Source organism: Pseudomonas fluorescens (assembly GCF_902497855.1).
GTDB classification, from domain to species: domain Bacteria; phylum Pseudomonadota; class Gammaproteobacteria; order Pseudomonadales; family Pseudomonadaceae; genus Aquipseudomonas; species Aquipseudomonas fluorescens_BI.
Map to the genome: position 1 here is coordinate 215,970 of NZ_CABVHU010000003.1, position 22,970 is coordinate 238,939.

Here is a 22,970-nt window from a genome sequence, read left to right on the forward strand (position 1 = left end):
GTGACCGCACATGAATAACTTACAACTCGACGGCTCCAATACCGACGAAAACGCCGCCATGGTGTTGTTGGTAGATGACCAGGCAATGATCGGCGAGGCGGTGCGCCGCGGCTTGTCGAATGAAGAAAATATCGATTTCCACTTTTGCGCCGACCCGCACCAGGCCATCGCCCAGGCGATTCGCATCAAGCCGACGGTGATCCTGCAGGACCTGGTCATGCCCGGTCTCGACGGCCTGAGCCTGGTGCGCGAATACCGCAATCATCCGGCGACCAAGGACATTCCGATCATTGTCCTGTCGACCAAGGAAGACCCGCTGATCAAGAGCGCGGCGTTTGCGGCCGGGGCCAATGATTACCTGGTCAAGCTGCCGGACAACATCGAACTGGTGGCGCGTATCCGCTATCACTCGCGTTCCTACATGACCCTGCTGCAGCGTGACGCGGCGTACCGGGCGCTGCGAGTCAGCCAGCAGCAGTTGCTCGACACCAATCTGGTGCTGCAGCGGTTGATGAACTCCGACGGCCTGACCGGGCTGTCGAACCGCCGGCATTTCGATGAATACCTGGAACTGGAGTGGCGCCGCTCGCTACGCGACCAGAGTCAACTGTCGCTGCTGATGATCGATGTCGACTACTTCAAGTCCTACAACGACAGCTTTGGCCACCTGGACGGCGATGAAGCCCTGCGCAAGGTGGCCATCGCGATCCGCGACGCCAGCGCCCGGCCGTCGGACCTGCCGGCCCGTTACGGCGGCGAAGAGTTTGCCCTGGTCCTGCCCAATACTTCGCCAGGCGGTGCGCGGCTGGTGGCGGAAAAACTGCGCCAATCCGTGGCGTCTCTGAAGATTGCGCACAATTTCCCAGTGGAAGGTTCGAGCCTGACCATCAGCATCGGCCTGTCGACCATGACCCCGCAGCAAGGCGGCGACTGCCGTCAATTGATCCTGGCGGCGGACAAGGGGCTGTACCTGGCGAAGAACAATGGGCGTAATCAGGTGGGGATTGAGTAGGGGCATGCGCACCAATGGTTGATTGGAAATAGCTGACAAGCTTATTTTTGATGGAGTAAAAATAAACCTGTCAGCTATTCGTATGTTTTACGGAGTCTGCGCCTGCGTTTGCCGCTGGGACCTAATCCAGAAAGATAAGGAGGTGGTATGCGAAAGCTTAATTTTGGGATAGGTCATGTCGCAGTCGTAGATTTTTTAGAATGCAATTCACAATCTGTTGCGGAGTATTTTTCTAGAAATCAGAAGCATCTGGAATCTTCCATGCCGGAACGTACTTCTGAGTTTTATACACGGGCGTTTTGGCAGGGGCAAATGTCACGCTACCAACTATCCCGTTCCGCTGGTACCGAATGGCGGTTCGCTCTTTTTGATAGCGAGAAAGTAATAGGTGTAATAAATTTTGATCAAATAGTAAAGGGTCCCTTCCAAGCTTGCTACCTAGGTTATAGCATCGATAGCGAGTACCAAGGCAAAGGACTGATGAGGGAGGCGTTGTCACAAACAATAAGCTTTGTGGTTCGTGAGTTGGATCTTAATAGGGTGATGGCAAACTATGAGCCGTCGAATCAACGAAGTGCCAGATTACTAAAATCACTAGGGTTTGAACGTGAAGGGTACGCCAGAAAATATTTGAAGCTGAATGGCATATGGAGGGATCATATTTTAACCAGTTTGATTTCAGATTAGGAAAGGTTGCAAAGGTGAGTTGGGTAATCCTCACAGACGTACCCGGTGGCATTCCATTATTCGGGTCGCCTACGCTGAATAATATTCATAGTCACAGAAAATGCAGCTCGATATTGATTAAAGGGTGACTGTGGCAATCAGTCCAGTAGCGCCTAGAATAAATCCTATTAGCGCCCCTCTTTCGGGTAGTTCCTTTAACATTGCGTATATAACAATAGGCTCTAAAATAAGAAGCAGTGTCAATGAGGCGACTGTCACCACCCAAATATTTCCAGTGGCTTGGTACCCTAGCCAGTATGCAAATACCAAGCTTATGCCGGCAACGCAAATTAGTATTATAGGCTTCAAGAACATTGATGGTGTTTCCAATGGGCGGCCGGGTAGCTTTGAAGCATATACTTCGCTGTAAATCGTTAGTACTTCGCCAAAAATCATGAGTATCAGAGCTGCGATCATGTAATGGTGGTTTTTCATTTTTTGACCTTTTGTCTGGTATTGATAGAATCGCCTATATAAGACGTCTCCGAGTTTGGTGGAGGGTCAAATGCTGGTAACTCTCTCTCTCTAATTATTCGCGTTACGCAGTTATAGGCAAAGCCCAAGTGTCACGCAATTACTAATGTCGTAGGAATGGTCCGTTTTTCTTGAGGTTATTTCCTACAGCGCTATCGAGTTATCCATCGCGGCGCAGATGAACTTTCCGAATGTGTGGCCGAAATCGGTATTCCGATACGCCTCACCTCGACGGGGCTTGCGCACACTGCTGGCGAGCTGAGGCTCTGATCCCGTTGATTTGTAAGCCGCTCCACTTACTACGATGGGTCAATAGCCGCTCGCAGCACTGGTCGGGTTGATACGCAGGCCGAAGTCAGTCTCGGATGTTGAAAAAAACAAGTAGTGCAGTGACCAGCGATTGAACGATCGTTCGCGTGATCGCACGATCCGTAGCCAAATTCGTATGCCTATAGGTATGCTATATGATGAATTACGACTGCTTCTAGGCGTTCAGAAATGGTATAAATGTATGGGTTTAGCTATACAGATTCGTGGTTTATGTATGCCTATGATGGTTTATAAATTTTATATTGTATGCGTATAGGCTGTCAGATTGGTGTATGCTTACAGCCTATAGGCATACAATTTTTCATACGGCGAGAATCTACACACTTTGAGGGCGTGATTTTTATGCGTAACTCTTCGCTCAACAAGCTGCGTCTGGCGCAGGTGGAAAGGGCCCTTGAGCCTTTTTCTGCCATCAAAGGGACACCGATGCCTCCTGGCGGATGGTTGCGCTCGATCCGAGAAGCGCTCGGCAGGTCCGTGCGCAGTCAGGCTGCTTTGGCGGGCGTAGCTCCCGCTACGTTGCAGAAATCTGAGCAATCGGAATCCGATGACCGCATTACTCTGCGGCAACTGAGAAAACTGGCCGATGGACTGGACTGCGAGCTTGTCTATGCACTGGTACCGAAGAGACCCTTGCATGAAATGGTCGAAGAGCGGGCTGAATGGCTGGCCAGGAAGGAGATCATGGGGGTATCACACATGATGGCCCTTGAAGACCAGCGGCCATCGGACTCATTTGTCGAGCGCAAGGTGACTGAGCGACGCCAGGAATTGCTGGCGGGGGCGTGGACTCGACTATGGCGGTAGAACCAGAACTGAAGCAGGGCCAAACGCCTCTCGATCCTGATGAAGCAGCAGGGCTCAAGCCAAAGCACATCAGCACCCAAGGCGAGCTTGACGAGTGGGAATCGGAAAACTTACTCAAAGCCAGACAATGGCTGGATCGTCAGAAAACGCTCGACGTGCTGAACGAGGGCTTTTGCCGCGATCTTCACAAGTGGATGTTCAGCGATACTTGGAAGTGGGCTGGAACATTTCGCAGGACTGAAAAAAACATCGGCTGTGAACCTATACATATCGCGATCAAGCTGAGTCAACTATTAGGTAACGTGGCGTATTGGGTCGAGCACAAAATCTTTCCGCCTGAGGAGATCGCGGTACGCTTCCATCACCAGCTCGTGTGGATTCACCCTTTCCCGAACGGAAATGGCCGCCACGCTCGTTATATGGCAGATGCCCTTCTGCGGCAGTGCGGCGAGCCCGGTTTTTCCTGGGGAAGCGGGAATCTGGTTTCGACCAATGAGGTGCGTGGTCGCTATATCCAGTCTCTTCGTGCAGCTGATGCTGGCGATTACGCCCCCCTCCTGGCTTTCGTGCGCAGCTAAAGCCGCCAGGCGGGCTGCCGTGACAGCCTGATTACGGTATACTCGCCGGCTTTCAAAAGTTCGCCAACGAGTGCTGCCCGCCATGGAAATCAACCCGATCCTTAACAGTATCAAGGACCTGTCCGAGCGCTCCGAAACTATTCGGGGGTATCTTTGACTACGATCAAAAGCATGAGCGTCTGACCGAAGTCAATCGCGAGCTTGAAGATCCGTCTGTCTGGAACAACCCGACGTACGCTCAGGAACTGGGCCGCGAGCGGTCCCTGCTGGCTCAGATCGTCGAAACCCTCGACGAAATGCACAGTGGCCTGGCCGATGCCAAGGACCTGCTGCTGATGTCCGCCGAAGAAGAAGACCAGGCCGCCGTCGATGACGTCGCTGCCGAAGTCGAGCGCCTGCGCGAGTCCCTGGAAAAACTCGAATTCCGTCGCATGTTCAGCGGCGAGATGGATGCCAACAACGCCTACCTGGATATCCAGGCCGGCTCCGGCGGCACCGAGGCCCAGGACTGGGCCAACATCCTGCTGCGCATGTACCTGCGCTGGGCCGACAAGCGCGGCTTCGATGCGACCATCATGGAGCTGTCCGCCGGTGAAGTCGCCGGGATCAAGGGCGCTACCGTGCACATCAAGGGCGAATACGCCTTTGGCTGGCTGCGGACCGAAATCGGCGTGCACCGCCTGGTGCGCAAGAGCCCGTTCGACTCCGGCAATCGTCGTCACACCTCGTTCTCGGCCGTGTTCGTGTCGCCGGAAATCGATGACAACATCGAAATCGACATCAACCCGTCGGACCTGCGCATCGATACCTACCGCTCCTCCGGTGCCGGTGGCCAGCACGTAAACACCACCGACTCGGCCGTACGTATTACCCACGTACCGACCAACACCGTGGTCAGCTGCCAGAACGAACGTTCCCAGCACGCCAACAAAGACACCGCGATGAAAATGTTGCGGGCGCGCTTGTACGAGCAGGAAGTGCAAAAACGCAACGCTGCCTCCCAGGCCCTGGAAGAAACCAAGTCGGACATCGGCTGGGGTCACCAGATTCGCTCCTACGTGCTCGACGCGTCGCGGATCAAGGATTTGCGCACCAACATCGAACGCAGCGACTGCGACAAGGTGCTCGACGGCGACATCGACGAATACCTGGTGGCCAGCTTGAAACAAGGGCTTTAACGCACGCCCTACGGGGGTCAATACGACCCTGTAGGAGCGAGGCTTGCCCGCGAACCCCGGCGAATGCCGGGGGCAACGAACCTGATGGAATATTTAAAGACATGAGCGACCTAGAACTCGACCCGCAAGCCCTGCAACAGGAAGAAAACTCCCTGATCGCCCTGCGCAAGGAAAAGCTGGCTGCCGAGCGCGCCAAGGGCAATGCCTTCCCGAACGACTTCCGCCGTGACAACTACTGCGAAGACTTGCAGAAGCAGTACGCGGACAAGACCAAGGAAGAGCTGGCAGAGGCTGCAATCCCGGTCAAGGTTGCCGGTCGCATCATGCTCAACCGTGGCTCGTTCATGGTGATCCAGGACATGACCGGTCGCATCCAGGTTTACGTCAACCGTAAAACCCTGTCCGAAGACACCCTGGCCTCGGTGAAAACCTGGGACATGGGCGACATCATTGCAGCCGTTGGTACCCTGGCCCGTTCCGGCAAGGGTGACCTGTATGTCGAAATGACCCACGTGCGTCTGCTGACCAAATCCCTGCGTCCGCTGCCGGACAAGCACCACGGCCTGACCGACACCGAGCAGCGCTATCGCCAGCGTTACGTTGACCTGATCGTCAACGAAGACGTGCGCCAGACCTTCCGCGTGCGTTCGCAAGTGATTGCGCACATCCGCAGCTTCCTGATGCAGCGTGACTTCCTCGAAGTCGAAACGCCGATGCTGCAAACCATCCCGGGTGGCGCGGCGGCCAAGCCGTTCGAGACTCACCACAACGCGCTGGACATGGAAATGTTCCTGCGCATCGCGCCGGAGCTGTACCTCAAGCGCCTCGTTGTTGGTGGCTTCGAGAAAGTGTTCGAGATCAACCGCAACTTCCGTAACGAAGGCGTTTCGACTCGTCACAACCCTGAATTCACCATGTTGGAGTTCTACCAGGCCTACGCCGACTACGAAGACAACATGGACCTGACCGAAGAACTGTTCCGCGAACTGGCGCAGCTGGTCCTGGGCAGCACCGACGTCCCTTACGGCGACAAAGTGTTCCACTTCGGCGAACCCTTCGTGCGTCTGTCGGTGTTCGACTCGATCCTCAAGTACAACCCTGAGCTGACCGCTGACGACCTGAACGACATCGACAAGGCTCGCGCCATCGCCAAGAAGGCCGGCGCCAAGGTGCTGGGCTTCGAAGGTCTGGGCAAGCTGCAGGTGATGATTTTCGAAGAGCTGGTCGAGCACAAGCTGGAACAGCCGCACTTCATCACCCAGTACCCGTTCGAAGTCTCGCCGCTGGCCCGTCGCAACGACGACAACCCGAACGTCACCGACCGTTTCGAGCTGTTCATCGGCGGTCGTGAAATCGCCAACGCCTATTCCGAGTTGAACGACGCGGAAGACCAGGCCGAGCGCTTCATGGCGCAGGTGGCCGACAAGGACGCCGGCGACGACGAAGCCATGCACTACGACGCCGACTTCGTTCGCGCGCTGGAGTACGGCATGCCGCCAACGGCCGGTGAAGGGATCGGCATCGACCGCCTGGTGATGCTGCTGACCAACTCCCCGTCGATCCGCGACGTGATCCTGTTCCCGCACATGCGGCCGCAAGCGTAAGTGTTTCAATTAAAAAGCCGCCCGAAATGGGCGGCTTTTTATTGCCTGTCTGGTACAAACGTATCAATTGGTTACTTTTGAAGTAAGAGAGGAATACCTGTCGTGAACCGTGCAATGGCTCAAGAGGGTGCAGTGGGTATCGCCACTGCGGTCGCTGAAAGTGTTCAGTACCAGGGTCGCAAGGCCAGCCGCCAGGGCAGCGAGCAGCGTCGACAGGACATTCTCGATGCGGCGATGCGCATTGTCGTGCGCGATGGCGTGCGGGCCGTAAGGCACCGTGCGGTAGCGGCCGAGGCCGGTGTGCCGCTGTCGGCCACCACTTACTATTTCAAGGATATCGATGACCTGCTCACCGATACCTTCGCCCAATACGTGGAGCGCAGCGCGGCGTTCATGGCCAAGTTGTGGGCCAACAATGAAGGTCTGCTGCGTGAGATGGTCGCCTACGGCGATGGCAGTGCCGAGTCCCGCTCACAACTGGCAGACGACATTGCGCGGCTGACGTCCGACTATGTTCACCGTCAATTGCAGAACCGTCGCGAACACTTGATGGCCGAGCAGGCATTCCGCCAGGAGGCGCTGTTGAACCCGCGCCTGGCGAAGTTGGTGCGCTCGCACCAGCAAATTCTGCTGCAGGGAACCTGCCACTTTTTCGAGGTATTGGGTTCCCGCGAGCCACAACAGGATGCCAAAGTGTTGACGGCGATTATCGGACGGATGGAATATCAGGGCCTGCTCAACGACGCCGAGCCTGCCGCCGAAGCTGAAATGCTCGGTATCCTCACGCGCTACATGCATTTGGTATTGGCGTCGGTGTAACTCCTCGGGACAACTCATCCCTGTAGGAGCGAGGCTTGCCCGCGAAGGCGATATGTCAGTCAACGTGGATGTTGAATGTTAAACCGCCTTCGCGGGCAAGCCTCGCTCCTACAGGGTTCGATGACCATCCGGGGACCGCGTCGTGATCATAGGGAGTGTTGAATGAAAGCCTGGCGTGTCGTTGTGATCGCCTTGTCGTTCCTGCTGCTCAGTGGCTGTCTGGTGACCTTCAAGGAACCGTTGCCCGCCAGCGACCCTGCGCCCAAAGGGTTGCTCGGCAAATGGACCAGCACCAACGCCTGGGGCGAACCGATGAACCTGGAATTGACACGCATCGGTGGCAATCGCTATCAGGCGGTCAGCTATTTCAAGGCCAAGCCCCGGGAGCGCGAAGCCTATCCCTTCACGGTATCGCGCCATGGCAGCCGCTGGTATCTGTCGGCGAAGGTGCCGGCGCAGTTCGGCGGACATTTCATCATCGCCGGGTTCGAACTCACCGATAAGCAGGAACTGGTGGTCTACAGCCTCGACCTCGAGCAGATCAACCAGGCCCTGGGGCAGAAAGTCCTCAGCGGCGAAGGCTTCCAGACTGACGATGGCGATGGCGTGCTGATCAACACCGGCATGGACCAGGTATTCGCCTACCTCGACGATCCGGCCAATTCCGATGTGTTCGTCGAGACGGTGCGCTATCAGCGCCTGGCCAAAGCCAAATAATCCAGCACGTAACGGTTTTTCTACAGGAGTTTCGGGTGGACGATTACCAGCAGTCGATACGCATTTTATCCGATCGCATTGTGCTGGCGCAGACGCCGATTCGCGTCCTCGATGCGGTCAAGTGGGACGACACCATTCGCAAGGGGTTCCTCAAGGCCAAGGGCAAGGAAATGCCGGCAGTGGACCGCGATTATTACTTGAACCGGCCGCTGTCCTTCGACTCCAGCAAAGTGAAGCTGGAGTTCCAGAACATCGAGCGCGACATCACCCGTCAGCTCGGCCAGTTCAACCCGGTTGGCCAGATCATGCGCCGCATGTGCAAGGAATACCGCATGGTGGTGCGCATGCTCGAAGCGCGTGGCACCGAGGATTTCGGCCTGATTTCCCAGGAACTGTACGGTGCCGCGTCCGACGCATTCCATGCTGGCGACCCGACCCTGTCCGACCTGGGCCTGATGCTTTCCGATTACCTGAACAACATCGACGGCCGCGGAGACCTGAAGGACGAACCGAAAACCCTCACCGCCAAGGACGCCGTGGATTTACTGCAAACCCGGTTGAGCAAGGTGTTTGGCGAGGCCGAGGACACCATTCGGGTGTTCGAATCCGACGGCATCGTTGCCGATGCGGCGGCCGGCGCCGACTACATCAAGATCCGCACCGACGCGATGTTCAACGAGCGTGACGTGCGCGCCCTGGAAGTCCACGAAGGGCTGGTGCATGTGGGCACCACGCTCAATGGCCTGAACCAGCCCATCTGCACCTTCCTGTCCAAGGGGCCGCCGTCGTCGACCGTGACCCAGGAAGGCCTGGCGATCCTGATGGAAATCATCACCTTCGCCTCCTACCCCAGTCGCCTGCGCAAACTCACCAACCGCACCCGTGCCATTCATATGGTGGAGGAGGGCGCCGACTTCCTGCAGATTTTCGAATTCTTCCGCGAGCAAGGCTTCGAAATGGCCGAAAGCTATGGCAACGCCAGTCGGGTGTTCCGCGGTTCGGTGCCGACCGGTCTGCCGTTTACCAAAGACTTGTCCTACCTCAAGGGCTTTATCATGGTCTACAACTACATTCAGTTGGCCGTGCGTAAAGGCAAGCTCGAGCAAATACCGCTGTTGTTTTGCGGCAAGACCACGCTGGAAGACATGCGCACCCTGCGCCAGTTGGTGGATGAAGGATTGGTCGTGCCACCCAAATACTTGCCCGAGCAGTTCCGTGACATGAACGCGCTGTCGGCGTGGATGTGCTTCTCCAACTTCCTCAATCACCTGAGCCTGGACCGGATCGAGGCGGATTACTCCAACATCCTCTAATCGCGACACTGATCATTCCCACGCTCTGCGTGGGAATGCATACCGTGACGCTCTGCGTCACAGGGACGCGGAGCGTCCATGGCGGCATTCCCACGCAGAGCGTGGGAACGATCAATTCCAACCCCATTTCTGCGAGGTTTCATCGGATGAGATTCCTCGGCATCGTCTGCCTTCTCCTGACCCTGGGCGGGTGCAGCTCCCTGCTGTTCTACCCCGAGCCAGGGCAACTGTTCACCCCGGAAAAAGCCAGGCTCGAATTCCGCGACGTCACCCTCACCACCGCCGACGGCATCCGGCTGCACGGCTGGTGGCTACCGGCGAAAAAAGGCGTCGAGGTCAAAGGCACGGTGCTGCACTTGCATGGCAATGGCGGCAATCTGCCCATGCACCTTGGGGGCAGTTGGTGGCTGCCCAAGCAAGGCTATCAAGTGCTGCTGGTGGACTATCGCGGTTACGGCCTGTCCGAAGGTGAGCCGTCGCTCCCGGCGATCTACCAGGACATCGATGCCGCGTTCAAATGGCTCGACCAGGCCCCCGAGGTCCGGGGCAAGCCGCTGATCCTGCTGGGCCAGAGCCTTGGCGGTTCGATGGCCGTGCATTACCTGGTCCAGCATCCCGAACGGCAGAAACAACTCAAGGCCTTTGTCCTCGACGGGGTGCCCGCCAGTTACCGCAGTGTCGGCCGGTTTGCCCTGAGCAACTCATGGTTGTTCTGGCCGTTCCAGGTGCCGCTGTCGTGGCTGGTGCCGGACGGCGACAGCGCCATCCACTCGATGGCACAGCTCAATGGCGTGCCGAAACTGATCTACCACAGCATCGACGATCCGATCGTGCCTCTTTCCAACGGCATCCGTCTGTATCAAGCTGCGCCGCCACCACGGGTGCTGCAACTGACCCGAGGTGGTCATGTGCAGACGTTCGCCGACCCGGTCTGGCGCCAGGTCATGCTGCGTTATCTCGATGATCCGCAGCATTTCAACGGCCTGCGCCGCCTGGGCGAGACACCGAATTACCCGGCAGCCCCGAATTCCGAAGATGAACCACCAGAGAGTCCGCAATGAGTGAAGAACGTAACGCCATCCCGCTGATCATCACCGGTATCTGCAGCATCCTCGGCACCGTCGGCGCCCTGTGGTGGTATGGCTACCTGCACTTTGCCAAACCGGAGGACGCGCTGCTGCTCAGCGACTTCACCCTGCTCAAGACCGTGCCCGGTGAAGACTACAAGGTCTCCCTGGAACCGGCCGCGCAAGTGGCCCAATGCATCGATGGCGTACTGGTGATGTTCGACACCGAACAGAAAGGCCTGAGCGGTGTGCTGGTCAACAACAAGAAAAAAGCTGTGCGCTGCATCGGGCAGGAAACCCCGCAGAAGCTGGAACCGTAGCGCGCCCACGCCCACCTGTAGGAGCGAGCGGTGCGGCGATCCGACTTGCCCGCGAAGAACGATAACGCGGTATAGCTCAAAGACCGGGTTGCCCTCGCGAGCAAGCTTCGCTCCTACGAAAAGCAAAACAAAAGCCCCGCCTGATCAGATCAGGCGGGGCTTTTGCGTTACAGCAGCTTCAGCTTAATTGGAGCTGACCGCCGAACGCGGGATCACCGGTTGGTTGTCGTTGGAAATGGTCACTTCCACGCGACGGTTCATGGCACGACCCGAGACACTGCCGTTTTCAGCAACCGGGTATTCCTTGCCATAACCCTGGGCAACGATGCGCGCTGGATCAACGCCCATTTTTACCAAGGCCATGCGCACGGAACCGGCGCGGCGCTCGGACAGCGACTGGTTGTGCGAAGCCGTGCCGGTGCTGTCGGTATAACCTTCGACAATCGCTTTGCGGTCCGGGTTTTCCTGAAGGAACTGCGCCAGTTTGTTGATGTTGACCAGGCCGCTGGATTTCAGGTCGGCCCGGTCGGTGGCGAACAGCACATCACCGAAGGTCACCAGGGTGCCGCGATCGGTCTGTTTGGCGTTCAGGCTGTCCTGCAGCTGTTTGATCTGCTGGTCGCGGGCATCCAGGCGGGCCTGGGCACGTTGCGCAGACGCGTTCTTCAGGTTGGCTTCAGCGGTGCGCAGGGCGATGGTCTGCTTCGCCACTTCAACTCGCTGGTTGGTCAAATAGGCAAGCTGGTCGACCTTGGCCTGGTTTTCCTTGTCCATGTAGGCCTTGTCGGCCTTGTCCAGGTAATCACTGGCGTCCTTGGTTTCCAGTGCCGCGACTTTGCTGGCTTGCGGGTCGGCTTGCAGGCCGCTGTAGTTGGTGCGGGCCTGTTCCAGGTTCGCATTGGGCGGCGTGGAGCAGGCAGCCAGTGCAACACTTGCAGCCAGCAGGGCAGGGATCATCAATTGTTTACGCATAATGGTTTCGTCCTTTTAGTCGAGTAAGAAGTACGTCGTGCCGCGCCGCTTATTGCACGGTGCGCTGGCTTTCCTGACGCATTTCCTGAACCCCTTTCTGAGAGTCCTTCACAGCCTGATCGGCTTTCATCGCCTGGGCTTTGCGCTCTGCTACGCGAGCGTCCCACTCGGCCTGTTCGGCCAGGAGCTTGGCCTCGTCATACTTTTTGTCGTGCATGGCGATTTCGGCTTGCTTGAGCTTGTCCTGGGCGGACTTCATTTCCACGGCGGCGAATTCGGTACCGCCGGCGCTGACTGCACCGTTCACGGCGGATTGGGTCACGGCGAATTGTTCGGTCGGCGGGTTACCGGCGCAACCGGCTAGGACCAGGCTGCTGCCGATCGCCAGTGCGGCCAGTTTCAGGCTGCGCAGGGGGGTAGACGGGGATTGGGCAGTTCGGGTCTTCATGGTCTTCAACTCCATTGGAATAACTCCTGAAAAACGTAAAAATCCATCCTGGGCAAGGAGCCGCAACCGACAATTTCCGGGGTGTTCTGACACGGCCGTCCCAGGCGTGGTTACTGGGTGTGACCCGCGGCGTTTTTCAAAAGTTCAGAGAAGATGGCCCATCGCCCGAAAAAATATTGACCGGGCGGACAAGGCTCTGGAGCGGGAACTTTGGCGATAGGGGGAGGTATCCCCGACCGTTTCAAGGCCCGGGAATACACAATTATTGAAGGGAATCACAACTCCTGTGGGAGCGAGCCTGCTCGCGAAAGCGGTGTGTCAGTCAACATATATTTCAACTGACAAGGCCTCTTCGCGAGCAGGCTCGCTCCCACAGGTTTTGCGGCAAATTCAGTGTTTTGGTTTGCCGCCAGCGCTCGACAAATCCTGCAAATGCCGACGGGACAACGCGAGGAAACGCGGGGTCGGCCCCACGTCTTCGTACAGCGGATCACCTTCTTCGTCGGTGGCCACGACGGTCGAGCCTTTCACGTAGGGGAAGCTTTTCTCCAGCTCTTCCAGGGCGGCGCCGATCAGTTCGCCGAGCAGTTCTTCAGGATGCCGCTTGGGGTACATCTCGACGATCGCAGCCAGGCGCGCGGCAGCCTCCACATCCAGATGAATCTTGTAGCCGGTGTCGGTCAGGCGACCCTTGGCGTTTTCTTCCCAATGCTGGGCAAGCTCGCGGATTTTCATAGTGACCTCATTGCGCGCCTGCTCGTGGCAGGCAGGGTGAGTGCCGGCTTTGACCGCCGGCAGCCGTTGTACGGCTTACTCTTCAGATTAGCTATAACGCCAAAGGTTTAAAGTCCCTTCGTCGTCTTGCTTGTAAGAACCCGTCTGGAGCGGCACTCTTAAAGATCTTAGCCGCCCGGATTTCTTGCTGGAGAACTGCTGATGACCGATATCGATGCACGCTTGCGCGAGGACGTTCACCTGTTGGGTGAGCTGTTGGGCAACACCATTCGTGAACAGTACGGGGACGGCTTTCTCGACAAAATCGAGCAGATCCGCAAGGGCGCCAAGGCCGACCGTCGCGGTTCGATGGATGCCGAGCTGAGCGCCAGCCTCAACCAATTGAGCGAAGACGAGTTGCTGCCGGTTGCACGGGCGTTCAACCAGTTTCTCAACCTGGCCAATATCGCCGAGCAGTATCAGCTGATTCACCGCCGCGAAGAATCGCAGCCCGCACCGTTCGAAGCGCGGGTGCTGCCGGAACTGCTGGCGCGCCTGCGCGCCGAAGGCCATGGCGCCGAATCCCTGGCCCGGCAACTGGGCCGGCTGGAGATCGAACTGGTCCTCACGGCGCACCCGACCGAAGTGGCACGGCGCACGCTGATCCAGAAATACGACGCCATCGCCGCGCAACTGGCCGCCCAGGACCACCGTGACCTGACCAGCGCCGAGCGCGAGCAGATCCACGCGAAGTTGCAGCGCTTGATCGCCGAAGCCTGGCACACCGAAGAAATACGCCGCACCCGACCGACGCCGGTGGACGAGGCCAAGTGGGGCTTCGCGGTGATCGAGCATTCGCTGTGGCAGGCGATCCCCAATTATTTGCGCAAGGCGGACCAGGCCCTGCAGGCTGCCACCGGCCTGCACCTGCCGCTGGAGGCGGCGCCGATCCGCTTTGCCTCGTGGATGGGCGGCGACCGGGACGGCAACCCCAACGTGACTGCTGCCGTGACCCGTGAAGTCCTGCTGCTGGCGCGCTGGATGGCCGCTGATTTGTACGTGCGCGATGTCGATCACCTGGCTGCCGAATTGTCGATGCAGCAAGCCAGCGATGCCCTGAAAGCCAAGGCCGGGGACAGCGCCGAACCTTATCGCGCCGTGCTCAAACAGCTGCGCGAACGCCTGCGCGCCACCCGTAACTGGGCCCACGCGTCCTTGACCGCGACCACGCCGGCACCGGCCAATGTACTGCAAAACAACCGCGACCTGCTCGATCCGCTGGAGCTGTGCTACCAGTCGCTGCACGAATGCGGCATGGGTGTGATCGCCGACGGGCCGTTGCTCGATTGCCTGCGCCGGGCGGTGACCTTTGGCCTGTTCCTGGTACGGCTGGATGTGCGCCAGGACTCGTCCCGGCACTCGGCGGCGATGACCGAAATCACCGATTACCTCGGCCTCGGTCGCTACGAAGACTGGAGCGAGGACGAGCGCATCGCCTTCCTGATGCGCGAACTGAACAACCGTCGGCCGTTGCTGCCGGCGTATTTCAAGCCGTCCGCCGACACCGCCGAAGTGCTGGCGACCTGCCGGGAAATCGCCTCGGCACCCGGGGACTCACTCGGCTCCTATGTGATTTCCATGGCCGGTGCCGCGTCCGACGTGCTGGCTGTGCAACTGCTGCTCAAGGAGTCCGGCGTATTGCGGCCCATGCGGGTCGTGCCGCTGTTCGAAACCCTGGCCGACCTCGATAACGCCGGCCCGGTGATTGAGAAGCTGTTGCTGCTGCCGGGCTACCGCGCGCGCCTGCAAGGGCCGCAGGAAGTGATGATCGGTTATTCCGACTCGGCCAAGGACGCCGGCACCACCGCGGCGGCCTGGGCGCAGTATCGGGCGCAGGAGCGTCTGGTCGACATCTGCCGCGAGCAGCAAGTGGAGCTGCTGTTGTTCCACGGTCGCGGCGGCACCGTGGGTCGCGGTGGCGGTCCGGCTCACGCGGCCATCCTGTCGCAGCCGCCAGGGTCGGTGGCGGGGCGTTTCCGCACCACCGAGCAGGGGGAAATGATTCGTTTCAAATTCGGCCTGCCGGATATCGCCGAGCAAAACCTCAATCTGTACCTGGCCGCCGTGCTGGAAGCGACCTTGCTGCCGCCGCCACCTCCGACACCCGAGTGGCGGCACTTGATGGACGAACTGGCCGCCGATGGCGTCAGCGCCTACCGCGCCGTAGTGCGGGAAAATCCGCAGTTCGTCGAGTATTTCCGCCAGTCCACGCCGGAACAGGAGCTGGGACGCTTGCCGTTGGGCAGTCGTCCGGCCAAGCGCCGTGCGGGCGGGATCGAAAGCCTGCGGGCGATCCCGTGGATCTTCGGCTGGACCCAGACACGCCTGATGCTGCCGGCCTGGCTCGGCTGGGAAGCCGCCCTGAGCAAGGCGCTGGAACGCGGCGAAGGTGAGCTGCTGGGCCAGATGCGCGAGCAGTGGCCGTTCTTCCGCACCCGCATCGATATGCTGGAGATGGTCCTGGCCAAGGCCGATAGCGATATCGCCCAGTCCTACGATGAGCGTCTGGTCGAGCCGGATCTGCTGCCTTTGGGGGTGCATTTACGCGACCTATTGTCGCAGGCTTGCTCGGTGGTGCTGGGGCTGACCGGGCAGTCTCAGCTGCTGGCACATAGCCCAGCCACCCTCGAATTCATCCGCTTGCGCAACACTTACCTCGATCCGCTTCATCTATTGCAGGCCGAATTATTGGCACGCTCCAGGCAACAGGAAGTGGCGCAGGACAGCCCGGTAGAACAGGCGCTGCTGGTGTCTGTGGCGGGGATTGCCGCCGGATTGCGCAATACCGGCTGAGGTTTTTGCCGAGGGATTGGGCACTCGATGCGGGCATCGGGTGCCTGCTGGCGCAGGATTGAAAAGTGCTGCCAGGCGACAGTTAATGATGGGGTTGCGACTAGGGGTACCCCGTCGCAAAGGTCACGTCAGGCGCGGGTTTCTCCGACTTTTGGCGGCTTGTGTGGTCAGGGCCTGCTGTGTATCTTGATCAGCCTTCGGCCGTTTGGGCGGTCACGATCCTTTTTTTGAGATTGGCCCCACGAGGCGAATCTGACGTTATCTGTATCTATAAAAAATTGAGGAGCACATCGATGCGCGTCATTCTGCTGGGAGCTCCCGGGGCCGGTAAAGGTACTCAGGCTAAGTTCATCACCGAGAAATTCGGCATTCCGCAAATCTCCACCGGCGACATGTTGCGTGCCGCGGTCAAGGCCGGCACCGAGCTGGGCCTGATCGCCAAGAGCGTCATGGACAGCGGTGGTCTGGTTTCCGATGACCTGATCATCAATCTGGTCAAGGAACGCATCAGCCAGGCCGATTGCGCCAACGGTTTCCTGTTCGACGGTTTCCCGCGCACCATTCCCCAGGCCGAAGCCCTGGTGAAGGCTGGCGTCGAGCTGGACCACGTGATGGAAATCGACGTTAAAGACGAAGACATCGTCCAGCGTATCGCTGGCCGTCGTGTCCACGAGGCCAGCGGTCGCGTGTACCACATCGTCTACAATCCGCCAAAAGTTGACGGTAAAGACGACGTCACCGGCGACGAGCTGGTGCAGCGCAAAGACGACACCGAAGAAACCGTGCGTCATCGCCTGTCGGTCTACCACGCCCAGACCGAGCCTCTGGTGAAGTTTTACCAGGAGCTGTCCTCCGCTCAAGGCAAACCGAAGTACAGCCACATCGAGGGTGTTGGTTCGGTTGAAGCGATCACCGACAAGGTGCTTGAAGCGCTGAGCTGAACATTGCTTGATCTTCTACGGCCCGCTTGCGGGCCGTAGTTGTTTATACTGGCGCACTTTTTCTGACCTCTCTTACGGAAACATCGATGAGCACCTTGCTGGCCCTGGACACCGCGACTGAAGCCTGCTCCGTTGCCTTGCTGCATGACGGCAAGGTCACGAGCCATTACGAGGTGATCCCGCGCCTGCATGCGCAGAAGCTGTTGCCGATGATTCAGCAGTTGCTGGCCGAGGCCGGGACTACCTTGCAAGCGGTCGATGCCATCGCCTTCGGTCGCGGCCCGGGTGCTTTTACCGGCGTGCGGATCGCCATCGGCGTGGTACAGGGGCTGGCGTTTGCGCTGGATCGCCCGGTGTTGCCGGTGTCGAACCTGGCAGTGCTGGCACAACGAGCGTATCGCGAACACGGCGTCAGCCAGGTTGCAGCGGCTATCGATGCGCGGATGGATGAGGTGTATTGGGGCTGCTACCGCGAAACGGCAGGGGAGATGCGCCTGGTCGGCAATGAGGCGGTGTTGCCGCCGGAAGCGGCAGCGTTGCCGGCCGATGCCAGCGGTGAATGGTTTGGCGCCGGCACTGGCTGGGGTTATGCCGAGCGCATTGCGGTCAACCTGAGCGGGCAGGATGCGGGCATGCTGCCTCATGCTGAAGACTTGCTGACCCTTGCGCGATTTGCCTGGGAACGGGGTGAGGCGATTGTGGCGGACGAGGCGCAGCCGGTTTATTTGCGCGATAAAGTGGCGACGCCCAAGGCCCGTTGATGTCCCAGACCGACTGGGTCCAATCGCGGGCAAGCTCGCCCTGTAGGAGCGAGGCTTGCCCGCGAATCAGGCGGCACGGTTTTGCAGGTACACCGCGTTATCGTTCTTCGCGGGCAAGCCTCGCTCCTACAGGGCGGGACTGCGCAACTCCGTCAATCGTCATTTTCTGCCCGCGCTGTTAAACCTTTCATCGTTTCTGTGTTCTAGTGATCATTCGGCTGTTTGCGAAGTGAGTTGAGCGCCACTAAACTGCCATTATCGATACCGAGCCCGCCATCATGCGTCTAGACGGCCTTTCCTCTCAGTCCTACCCCATCAAGCGCCAGCCCCGCAAAGGCCGCGTGATCGAGGACGAATCCGTCGATATCGACGGTGAGCTGGCGTTTCCTTCCGAGGAGCAACTGGCCGCCCGCGCCGCCAAAGCCAGTGCACAACGCCTGAGCAATCTTCCCGCCCGTCAGCAAGACATGATCTACCACCGCGCCATGAGCAAAAGTGTGGCCACGGCACTCGCCAGCTACCTGAGTACCGCCGGTTTTGTCGATTGGGATGCCGATGTGCTGGGTCTCGACCTGTACATCTGATGGTGCTGCCTTACTACCTCGGCTGCCCGTCCTGGAGTGAAAACGCCTGGCGCGACTATCTCTATCCGCAAGACGCCAGGCCCGCCGAATTTCTGAATCTATATGCCCAGGTGTTCAACGCCGTGGAAGGCAACACGACCTTCTACGCCAGCCCCTCTGCCGCCACCGTGCAGCGCTGGGCCGACACCATGCCTGGCCACTTTCGCTTTACCGCCAAGTTTCCCGGCGACATCAGTCACGGCGGCGACCTGCGAGAACAACTGACGGCTGCCGAAACCTTCCTGCAATTGCTCAGCCCCTTGGGCGAGCGGGTTTCGCCGCTGTGGCTGCAATTGTCGAAAAGCTTTACGCCGCAACGGCTGGCGGAGCTGGCCGGTTTTATCGATGCCGTGGACCGACCCCTGGCAGTCGAAGTGCGGCATGACGCGTTCTTCGCCAAGGGCGATGACGAGCGCAGGCTCAATCGCCTGCTGCTGGATCGCGGCGTCGAGCGCATCTGCCTCGATCCGCGTGCGCTGTTCAGCTGCACCTCGACTGATCCGTCAGTGCTCCACGCCCAATCGAAAAAGCCCAGGGTACCGCCTCGTCCGGCGGCATTTACCCAGTTCCCGCAGGTGCGCTTCATCGGCCATCCGCAACTGGAAGCCAATGATCCGTTCCTGGTGCCCTGGGTCGAGAAAATCGCCCTGTGGATCGAAGAAGGCCGCACGCCGTATATTTTCCTGCACACCGCCGACAATCTGCTGGCGGCCAGGCTTGCTCAGCGTTTCCACGCACAACTGATGCTGCGTTTGCCTGGCCTGCCGCCGCTGCCTGAGCTATACAGAGAGCCCGCCGCGGAGCAACTTGGCCTGCTCTGAAGCGGATTTTTTCCTCTTCCAAGGAGCCTGCCAATGGATGCGCAAACCCTTCGAGCCCAGGCGTTCAAAGCCCTGCATGAACGCGACGGCGCTTTTGTCATTCCCAACCCGTGGGACGCCGGCTCGGCGATCATGCTCGCCAGCCTTGGTTTCGAGGCGCTGGCGACCACCAGCGCCGGTTACGCCTTTTCCCAGGGGCGTCCCGATGGTGGACTGACCCTGGACCAGACCCTGGCGAACGTTCAGGCGATTGTCGCCGCCACCCCCCTGCCGGTTGCGGTCGATCTGGAAAACGGCTTCGCCGACGATCCTGCCGACTGTGTGCAAAGTATCTTGCGGGCCGCCGCAGCAGGCGCGGTCGGCGGTTCGATCGAAGATGCCACGGGACGCGAAGACGGGCCGATCTACTGCTTCGACCATGCAGTCGCTCGCATCGAAGCCGCGGTCGCGGCCGCTCGCAGTCTGCCTTTCCCGTTCACGCTGACGGCCCGGGCGGAAAACTTTCTGCACGGCAATCCCGATCTGGACGACACGATTCGCCGGCTGCAGGCGTTTGCCGACGCCGGCGCCGACGTGCTCTATGCGCCGGGCCTGCGTAGCGCTGAAGAGGTGTTGGCGGTAGTGCGGGCGGTAGCGCCCAAACCGGTCAACGTCTTGATGTCCGGCGGGCTCAAGCTGACGGTCGAGCAACTGAGCGAGATGGGCGTCAAGCGGATCAGCGTGGGTTCGGCGCTGGCCCTGGCGGCGTATGGCGAGTTCTTTCGTGCTGCGCAAGAGATCCGGCAGTCGGGCACCTTCGGCTTCACCTCGCGCTCCATGCCGTTCCAGCAGGCCAATCAATTGTTCAAAGGCTGAAGATGCCGGTGCTGCGGGTAGTGTTCGCGCTGTTGTTGATCATCGGCGCGGCGGCAGCGGTGAGCGTCTGGCGTGGCTGGGTCACGCCGCCGCCGCAATGGAACCCCTGGGCGCCGCTGGACGTGAAGGCTGCACCCAATTTTCTGACGCGCTACAAGCTGATGCGACTGCGCGATGATCCGCAGCTATGCGAGCAGGCCCTGGGCAGCTCCGGTTTACGCGTGTCCCGCCAGGCCGACAGCCCAGGCGCGACCTGCCCGCTGATCAACACCCTGCGTGTGCAAGGCGGTGAAGTGGCCCTGAGCAGCAGTTTTCTCGCCAGTTGTCGCCTGGCGGTGTCCTTTGCGCTGTTCGAGCATCACGCGCTGCAACCCGCGGCACAGGCGGTCTATGGCCAGCCTGTGAGCCGCGTCGAGCATCTGGGCAGCTTTGCCTGTCGCAACGTCTACGGCCGCGAGAACGGCAGGCGCAGCCAGCACGCCAGCGCCAATGCGCTCGATATCGCCGGTTTCCGCCTGGCCGACGGCCGCGCCATTAGCGTGCTCAAGGATTGGCCGAAGGATAATCAGGACGCGCGGTTCCTACGCCAGGTCCGCGATGGCGCCTGCGATCTGTTCAGTGGGGTATTGAGCCCGGACTACAACACCGCCCATCGCGATCATTTTCACCTGGATGTCGGGCCGTGGCGGGTCTGCCGCTGAGACTTACGCGGCGATACGCAGATTCTGCAGCACGATCGGGCGCGCCCAGCCGGTATCGAAATCGAAGTGTTGCCGTTGCTCCGCCAGTTCTTCGGGCGAAAACGGCGGGAAGGGCTTGTCCAGCAGATGGAGATCGAACTCGGCGATCGGCAAGTGCAGCGCACGCGGTTGTGGCGCCGGGCCGGTTGGCGGCACAGGTTGACCGGCGGCCAGCACGATCGGGCGAACCCAGCCACTTTCGTAGTCCTGCTGTCGCTGCTGCGCGATGATGGCCGCCTCCGGGAACGCTGGGAAAGGTTTGTCCGCCAGGTCCATTTCGAACTCCGCAATCGGCAGAAACAGTGGCTCGGGCGGGCGTACTTCGTTGTCCTTCACCTCACAGTCGCGCTGGGCAACGATGTGCGCCAGCAGATCGCTGCCAACCGTGGGCTCGACCGGGCTGTCGAGCTCCACCGGTGGAAAGTTGAGCGACTCCGGCAGCACCTCGCCCGAATGATCGGCCAGCGCCCGGGCAAAAAAATCCTGCCACAGGTGACTGACACCGCTCAGTGCCTGGGTATTTTGCCGGCTGTAATCGCCATAGGGCGAGATAAAGCCGGTGATGGAGGGTTGAAAGTCTGACATTTCTCTCGGTCGACGCTCAGCTCTGGCAAAATGCTCGATAGTGTTGTTATCGGCCGTTTTTGCCGATCATTAATTTTTTGAGCGTGTTTCCCATGATTGAGCAACCTGCGGTCTGCCGCATCCACGTCGAGGCTTCGACCCCGGCCTTTCAGCCACAGGCCGAACAATGGGCCGAGCGCCTGGGCTTGCCGATGCAGGTGGCGGACGCTGAGTTTGCCCTGCAGGTGGGCGAGCAGGGTTTGCAGCTGCAACAACTGGGTGCCGATGCGCCGGGACCGGTGCGGGTGGACTTTGTCGAGGGCGGCGCGGCCCACCGCCGGTTATTTGGTGGCGGCACGGGACAGATGATCGCCAAGGCCGTGGGCATTGCCCAAGGTGTGCGTCCGAGGGTGCTGGATGCCACCGCAGGGTTGGGCAAGGATGCGTTCGTGCTGGCGAGCCTGGGCTGTGAGATGAGCCTGATCGAGCGTCAGCCGTTGATCGGCGCCTTGCTTGAAGATGGCCTGGCCCGTGGTGCGGAGGACTTCGACGTGGCGCCGATCGTGGCGCGGATGAGGTTGCTCAAGGGCAATTCGATCGAAGTGATGCGCAACTGGGAAGGTGAGCCGCCCCAGGTGATCTACCTCGACCCGATGTTTCCCCATCGTGAGAAAACCGCATTGGTGAAGAAGGAAATGCGTCTGTTCCGGCCGTTGGTGGGGGATGATCCCGACGCGCCGGCGCTGCTTGAAGCGGCACTGGCGCTGGCCAGCCACCGGGTGGTGGTCAAGCGCCCGCGCAAGGCGCCGTGCATTGCGGGGCCGAAGCCGAGTCATGCGTTGGATGGGAAATCCAGTCGGTATGACATCTACCCGAAGAAAGCGCTCAAGCCTTGAGTTCAGACAGATCGTTCCCACGCTCCGCGTGGGAATGCAGCCCGGGACGCTCCGCGTCCCTGCCGAAGCGGACGCAGAGCGTCCATTGAGGCATTCCCACGCAGAGCGTGGGAACGATCATCGCTAGGGTCGATAAGCCCGCATAAACAACCCCACCACTTCCCGCACATGGCTCTCGGCCGCATCCCCGGTCAACGGCTCGCCACACCCATACAACAAGCGAAAATTCCCCGCCCCCTTGAGCAGACAGAAAAAGTGCTCGGCGGCGTGGCGCGGTTTGTCGATGCTCAGCGCGCCGCTTTGATCGACCTTGCTCAGCAATCTTTCCATGCCATGCAGCACGCGCTCCGGCCCGGCCTCGAAGAAAATCTGCGAGAGCTTCGGGTCCTGGCTGCCCAGGGTCATCATCAGCCGGTGCAGGTTCACCGATTCGTCGCTGTTGATCAGCTGATGAAAGCCGCGCGCGATGTTCAACAGCACCGTTTCTACCGCGACGCCGTCCGGCAACTCGAAAAACAGCGTCGGCAATTGCTCTTCGCACTTGGCGACCACCGCGGCGGAGAACAGCGTCTCCTTGTCGTTGAAATGGCTGTAGACCGTCAGTTTCGACACACCGGCTTCGGCCGCGACCGCGTCCATGCTGGTGTTGGCATAGCCGTTACTGAGAAACAAAATTTTCGCCGCGTCGAGGATCGCCTGGCGCTTGGCCAGATCCTTGGGGCGGCCCGGACCGTTGGGGGCTGAAAGAGTGTTCGACATATTCGCTTTTAATACTGGACTGGTGAGTTTGCTATTAATAACATACTGGTCAGTATAATTATTCCAAGCACCATTAGC

25 protein-coding genes are annotated in these 22,970 nt (G+C 59.6%); 19 read left to right on the top strand and 6 right to left on the bottom strand.

The genetic code is table 11. The features are described from left to right. The first annotated feature begins 10 nt into the window (after window positions 1-10). Both F8N96_RS08560 and F8N96_RS08565 read left to right on the top strand, forming a co-directional pair. Window positions 11-1,012, top strand: coding sequence for a response regulator (locus F8N96_RS08560; protein WP_150797433.1), 1,002 nt, complete (start codon window positions 11-13; stop codon window positions 1,010-1,012). Between the two features lie 147 nt (window positions 1,013-1,159). After that, window positions 1,160-1,699, top strand: a complete 540-nt coding sequence (locus F8N96_RS08565; RefSeq protein WP_150797434.1) for a GNAT family N-acetyltransferase — start codon at window positions 1,160-1,162, stop codon at window positions 1,697-1,699. 117 nt (window positions 1,700-1,816) lie between these two features. On the opposite strand, the gene F8N96_RS35330 is transcribed toward F8N96_RS08565, so the two are convergent. Further along, entirely contained in the window at window positions 1,817-2,155 is a 339-nt protein-coding gene (locus tag F8N96_RS35330; protein ID WP_150797616.1) for a hypothetical protein, read from the bottom strand. A gap of 729 nt (window positions 2,156-2,884) precedes the next feature. On the opposite strand from F8N96_RS35330, the gene F8N96_RS08575 reads away from it, so the two are divergent. The 9 genes from F8N96_RS08575 to F8N96_RS08620 all read left to right on the top strand — a co-directional run bounded on the left by F8N96_RS08575 (window position 2,885) and on the right by F8N96_RS08620 (window position 10,945). Then, window positions 2,885-3,349: a mobile mystery protein A gene (locus F8N96_RS08575; RefSeq protein WP_150797435.1), complete on the top strand. Its 465-nt coding sequence runs from the start codon at window positions 2,885-2,887 to the stop codon at window positions 3,347-3,349. Continuing rightward, on the top strand, window positions 3,340-3,927 hold the full coding sequence (locus F8N96_RS08580) for a mobile mystery protein B (RefSeq protein ID WP_150797436.1): 588 nt from the start codon (window positions 3,340-3,342) through the stop codon (window positions 3,925-3,927). The genes F8N96_RS08575 and F8N96_RS08580 overlap by 10 nt, the downstream gene beginning before the upstream one ends. An 82-nt stretch (window positions 3,928-4,009) precedes the next feature. Continuing rightward, window positions 4,010-5,105, top strand: a protein-coding gene (prfB, locus tag F8N96_RS08585) for a peptide chain release factor 2 (RefSeq protein ID WP_150797437.1) whose coding sequence is annotated in 2 segments (ribosomal slippage) — window positions 4,010-4,081 and window positions 4,083-5,105 — 1,095 coding nt in all. Because the reading frame shifts where the segments join, the coding sequence is not laid out codon by codon here. Between the two features lie 101 nt (window positions 5,106-5,206). Then, window positions 5,207-6,709: a lysine--tRNA ligase gene (lysS, locus tag F8N96_RS08590; protein ID WP_150797438.1), complete on the top strand. Its 1,503-nt coding sequence runs from the start codon at window positions 5,207-5,209 to the stop codon at window positions 6,707-6,709. A gap of 102 nt (window positions 6,710-6,811) precedes the next feature. Then, entirely contained in the window at window positions 6,812-7,528 is a 717-nt protein-coding gene (locus tag F8N96_RS08595; RefSeq protein ID WP_191630723.1) for a TetR/AcrR family transcriptional regulator, read from the top strand. A 162-nt stretch (window positions 7,529-7,690) separates the two neighbouring features. Beyond that, window positions 7,691-8,245, top strand: a complete 555-nt coding sequence (locus tag F8N96_RS08605) for a hypothetical protein (protein ID WP_150797439.1) — start codon at window positions 7,691-7,693, stop codon at window positions 8,243-8,245. A 35-nt stretch (window positions 8,246-8,280) separates the two neighbouring features. Further along, window positions 8,281-9,558, top strand: a complete 1,278-nt coding sequence (locus F8N96_RS08610) for a flavohemoglobin expression-modulating QEGLA motif protein (RefSeq protein WP_150797440.1) — start codon at window positions 8,281-8,283, stop codon at window positions 9,556-9,558. Between the two features lie 146 nt (window positions 9,559-9,704). Continuing rightward, entirely contained in the window at window positions 9,705-10,619 is a 915-nt protein-coding gene (locus F8N96_RS08615; protein ID WP_150797441.1) for an alpha/beta hydrolase, read from the top strand. Beyond that, window positions 10,616-10,945: a hypothetical protein gene (locus F8N96_RS08620; protein ID WP_064676066.1), complete on the top strand. Its 330-nt coding sequence runs from the start codon at window positions 10,616-10,618 to the stop codon at window positions 10,943-10,945. Before F8N96_RS08615 ends, F8N96_RS08620 begins: the two co-directional genes overlap by 4 nt. A 183-nt stretch (window positions 10,946-11,128) precedes the next feature. On the opposite strand, the gene F8N96_RS08625 is transcribed toward F8N96_RS08620, so the two are convergent. The 3 genes from F8N96_RS08625 to F8N96_RS08635 form a co-directional block, all read right to left on the bottom strand. Then, window positions 11,129-11,917 carry an OmpA family protein gene (locus F8N96_RS08625; protein ID WP_150797442.1) on the bottom strand — a complete coding sequence of 263 codons (789 nt, stop codon included), beginning with the start codon at window positions 11,915-11,917 and terminating at the stop codon, window positions 11,129-11,131. A gap of 49 nt (window positions 11,918-11,966) precedes the next feature. After that, window positions 11,967-12,380, bottom strand: a complete 414-nt coding sequence (locus F8N96_RS08630) for a DUF4398 domain-containing protein (protein WP_150797443.1) — start codon at window positions 12,378-12,380, stop codon at window positions 11,967-11,969. 375 nt (window positions 12,381-12,755) lie between these two features. After that, the gene (locus F8N96_RS08635) at window positions 12,756-13,100 is read right to left on the bottom strand and encodes a pilin assembly protein (RefSeq protein ID WP_150797444.1); all 345 of its coding nucleotides are present in this window, start codon (window positions 13,098-13,100) and stop codon (window positions 12,756-12,758) included. Between the two features lie 201 nt (window positions 13,101-13,301). On the opposite strand from F8N96_RS08635, the gene ppc reads away from it, so the two are divergent. The 7 genes from ppc (at window position 13,302) to F8N96_RS08680 (ending at window position 20,634) form a co-directional block, all read left to right on the top strand. Then, window positions 13,302-15,932 carry a phosphoenolpyruvate carboxylase gene (gene ppc / locus F8N96_RS08640; protein WP_150797445.1) on the top strand — a complete coding sequence of 877 codons (2,631 nt, stop codon included), beginning with the start codon at window positions 13,302-13,304 and terminating at the stop codon, window positions 15,930-15,932. A gap of 293 nt (window positions 15,933-16,225) precedes the next feature. Then, a complete protein-coding gene (adk, locus tag F8N96_RS08650) occupies window positions 16,226-16,873 on the top strand; it encodes an adenylate kinase (protein ID WP_150797447.1) in 648 nt (215 codons plus the stop codon). 86 nt (window positions 16,874-16,959) lie between these two features. Further along, on the top strand, window positions 16,960-17,634 hold the full coding sequence (tsaB, locus tag F8N96_RS08655) for a tRNA (adenosine(37)-N6)-threonylcarbamoyltransferase complex dimerization subunit type 1 TsaB (protein WP_150797448.1): 675 nt from the start codon (window positions 16,960-16,962) through the stop codon (window positions 17,632-17,634). A 278-nt stretch (window positions 17,635-17,912) separates the two neighbouring features. Beyond that, window positions 17,913-18,218 carry a hypothetical protein gene (locus F8N96_RS08665; RefSeq protein WP_150765992.1) on the top strand — a complete coding sequence of 102 codons (306 nt, stop codon included), beginning with the start codon at window positions 17,913-17,915 and terminating at the stop codon, window positions 18,216-18,218. Beyond that, window positions 18,218-19,078, top strand: coding sequence for a DUF72 domain-containing protein (locus F8N96_RS08670; protein ID WP_150797449.1), 861 nt, complete (start codon window positions 18,218-18,220; stop codon window positions 19,076-19,078). The genes F8N96_RS08665 and F8N96_RS08670 overlap by 1 nt, the downstream gene beginning before the upstream one ends. A 33-nt stretch (window positions 19,079-19,111) precedes the next feature. Further along, window positions 19,112-19,933 (top strand): isocitrate lyase/PEP mutase family protein, encoded by an 822-nt coding sequence (locus tag F8N96_RS08675; protein ID WP_150797450.1) that lies wholly within the window; start codon window positions 19,112-19,114, stop codon window positions 19,931-19,933. Window positions 19,934-19,935: 2 nt separating this feature from the next. Next, window positions 19,936-20,634, top strand: coding sequence for an extensin family protein (locus F8N96_RS08680; protein WP_150797451.1), 699 nt, complete (start codon window positions 19,936-19,938; stop codon window positions 20,632-20,634). Between the two features lie 3 nt (window positions 20,635-20,637). Here F8N96_RS08680 and F8N96_RS08685 read toward each other — a convergent pair whose 3' ends face one another. Next, window positions 20,638-21,258 carry an energy transducer TonB gene (locus F8N96_RS08685; protein WP_150797452.1) on the bottom strand — a complete coding sequence of 207 codons (621 nt, stop codon included), beginning with the start codon at window positions 21,256-21,258 and terminating at the stop codon, window positions 20,638-20,640. Between the two features lie 92 nt (window positions 21,259-21,350). Between F8N96_RS08685 and F8N96_RS08690 the strand changes: the two genes are divergently transcribed. Continuing rightward, on the top strand, window positions 21,351-22,133 hold the full coding sequence (locus tag F8N96_RS08690) for a class I SAM-dependent methyltransferase (RefSeq protein WP_138964450.1): 783 nt from the start codon (window positions 21,351-21,353) through the stop codon (window positions 22,131-22,133). A 123-nt stretch (window positions 22,134-22,256) separates the two neighbouring features. Here the strand turns inward: F8N96_RS08690 and F8N96_RS08695 are convergent, their stop codons facing one another. Beyond that, window positions 22,257-22,892: a TetR/AcrR family transcriptional regulator gene (locus tag F8N96_RS08695; RefSeq protein ID WP_150797453.1), complete on the bottom strand. Its 636-nt coding sequence runs from the start codon at window positions 22,890-22,892 to the stop codon at window positions 22,257-22,259. Window positions 22,893-22,970: the final 78 nt, after the last annotated feature.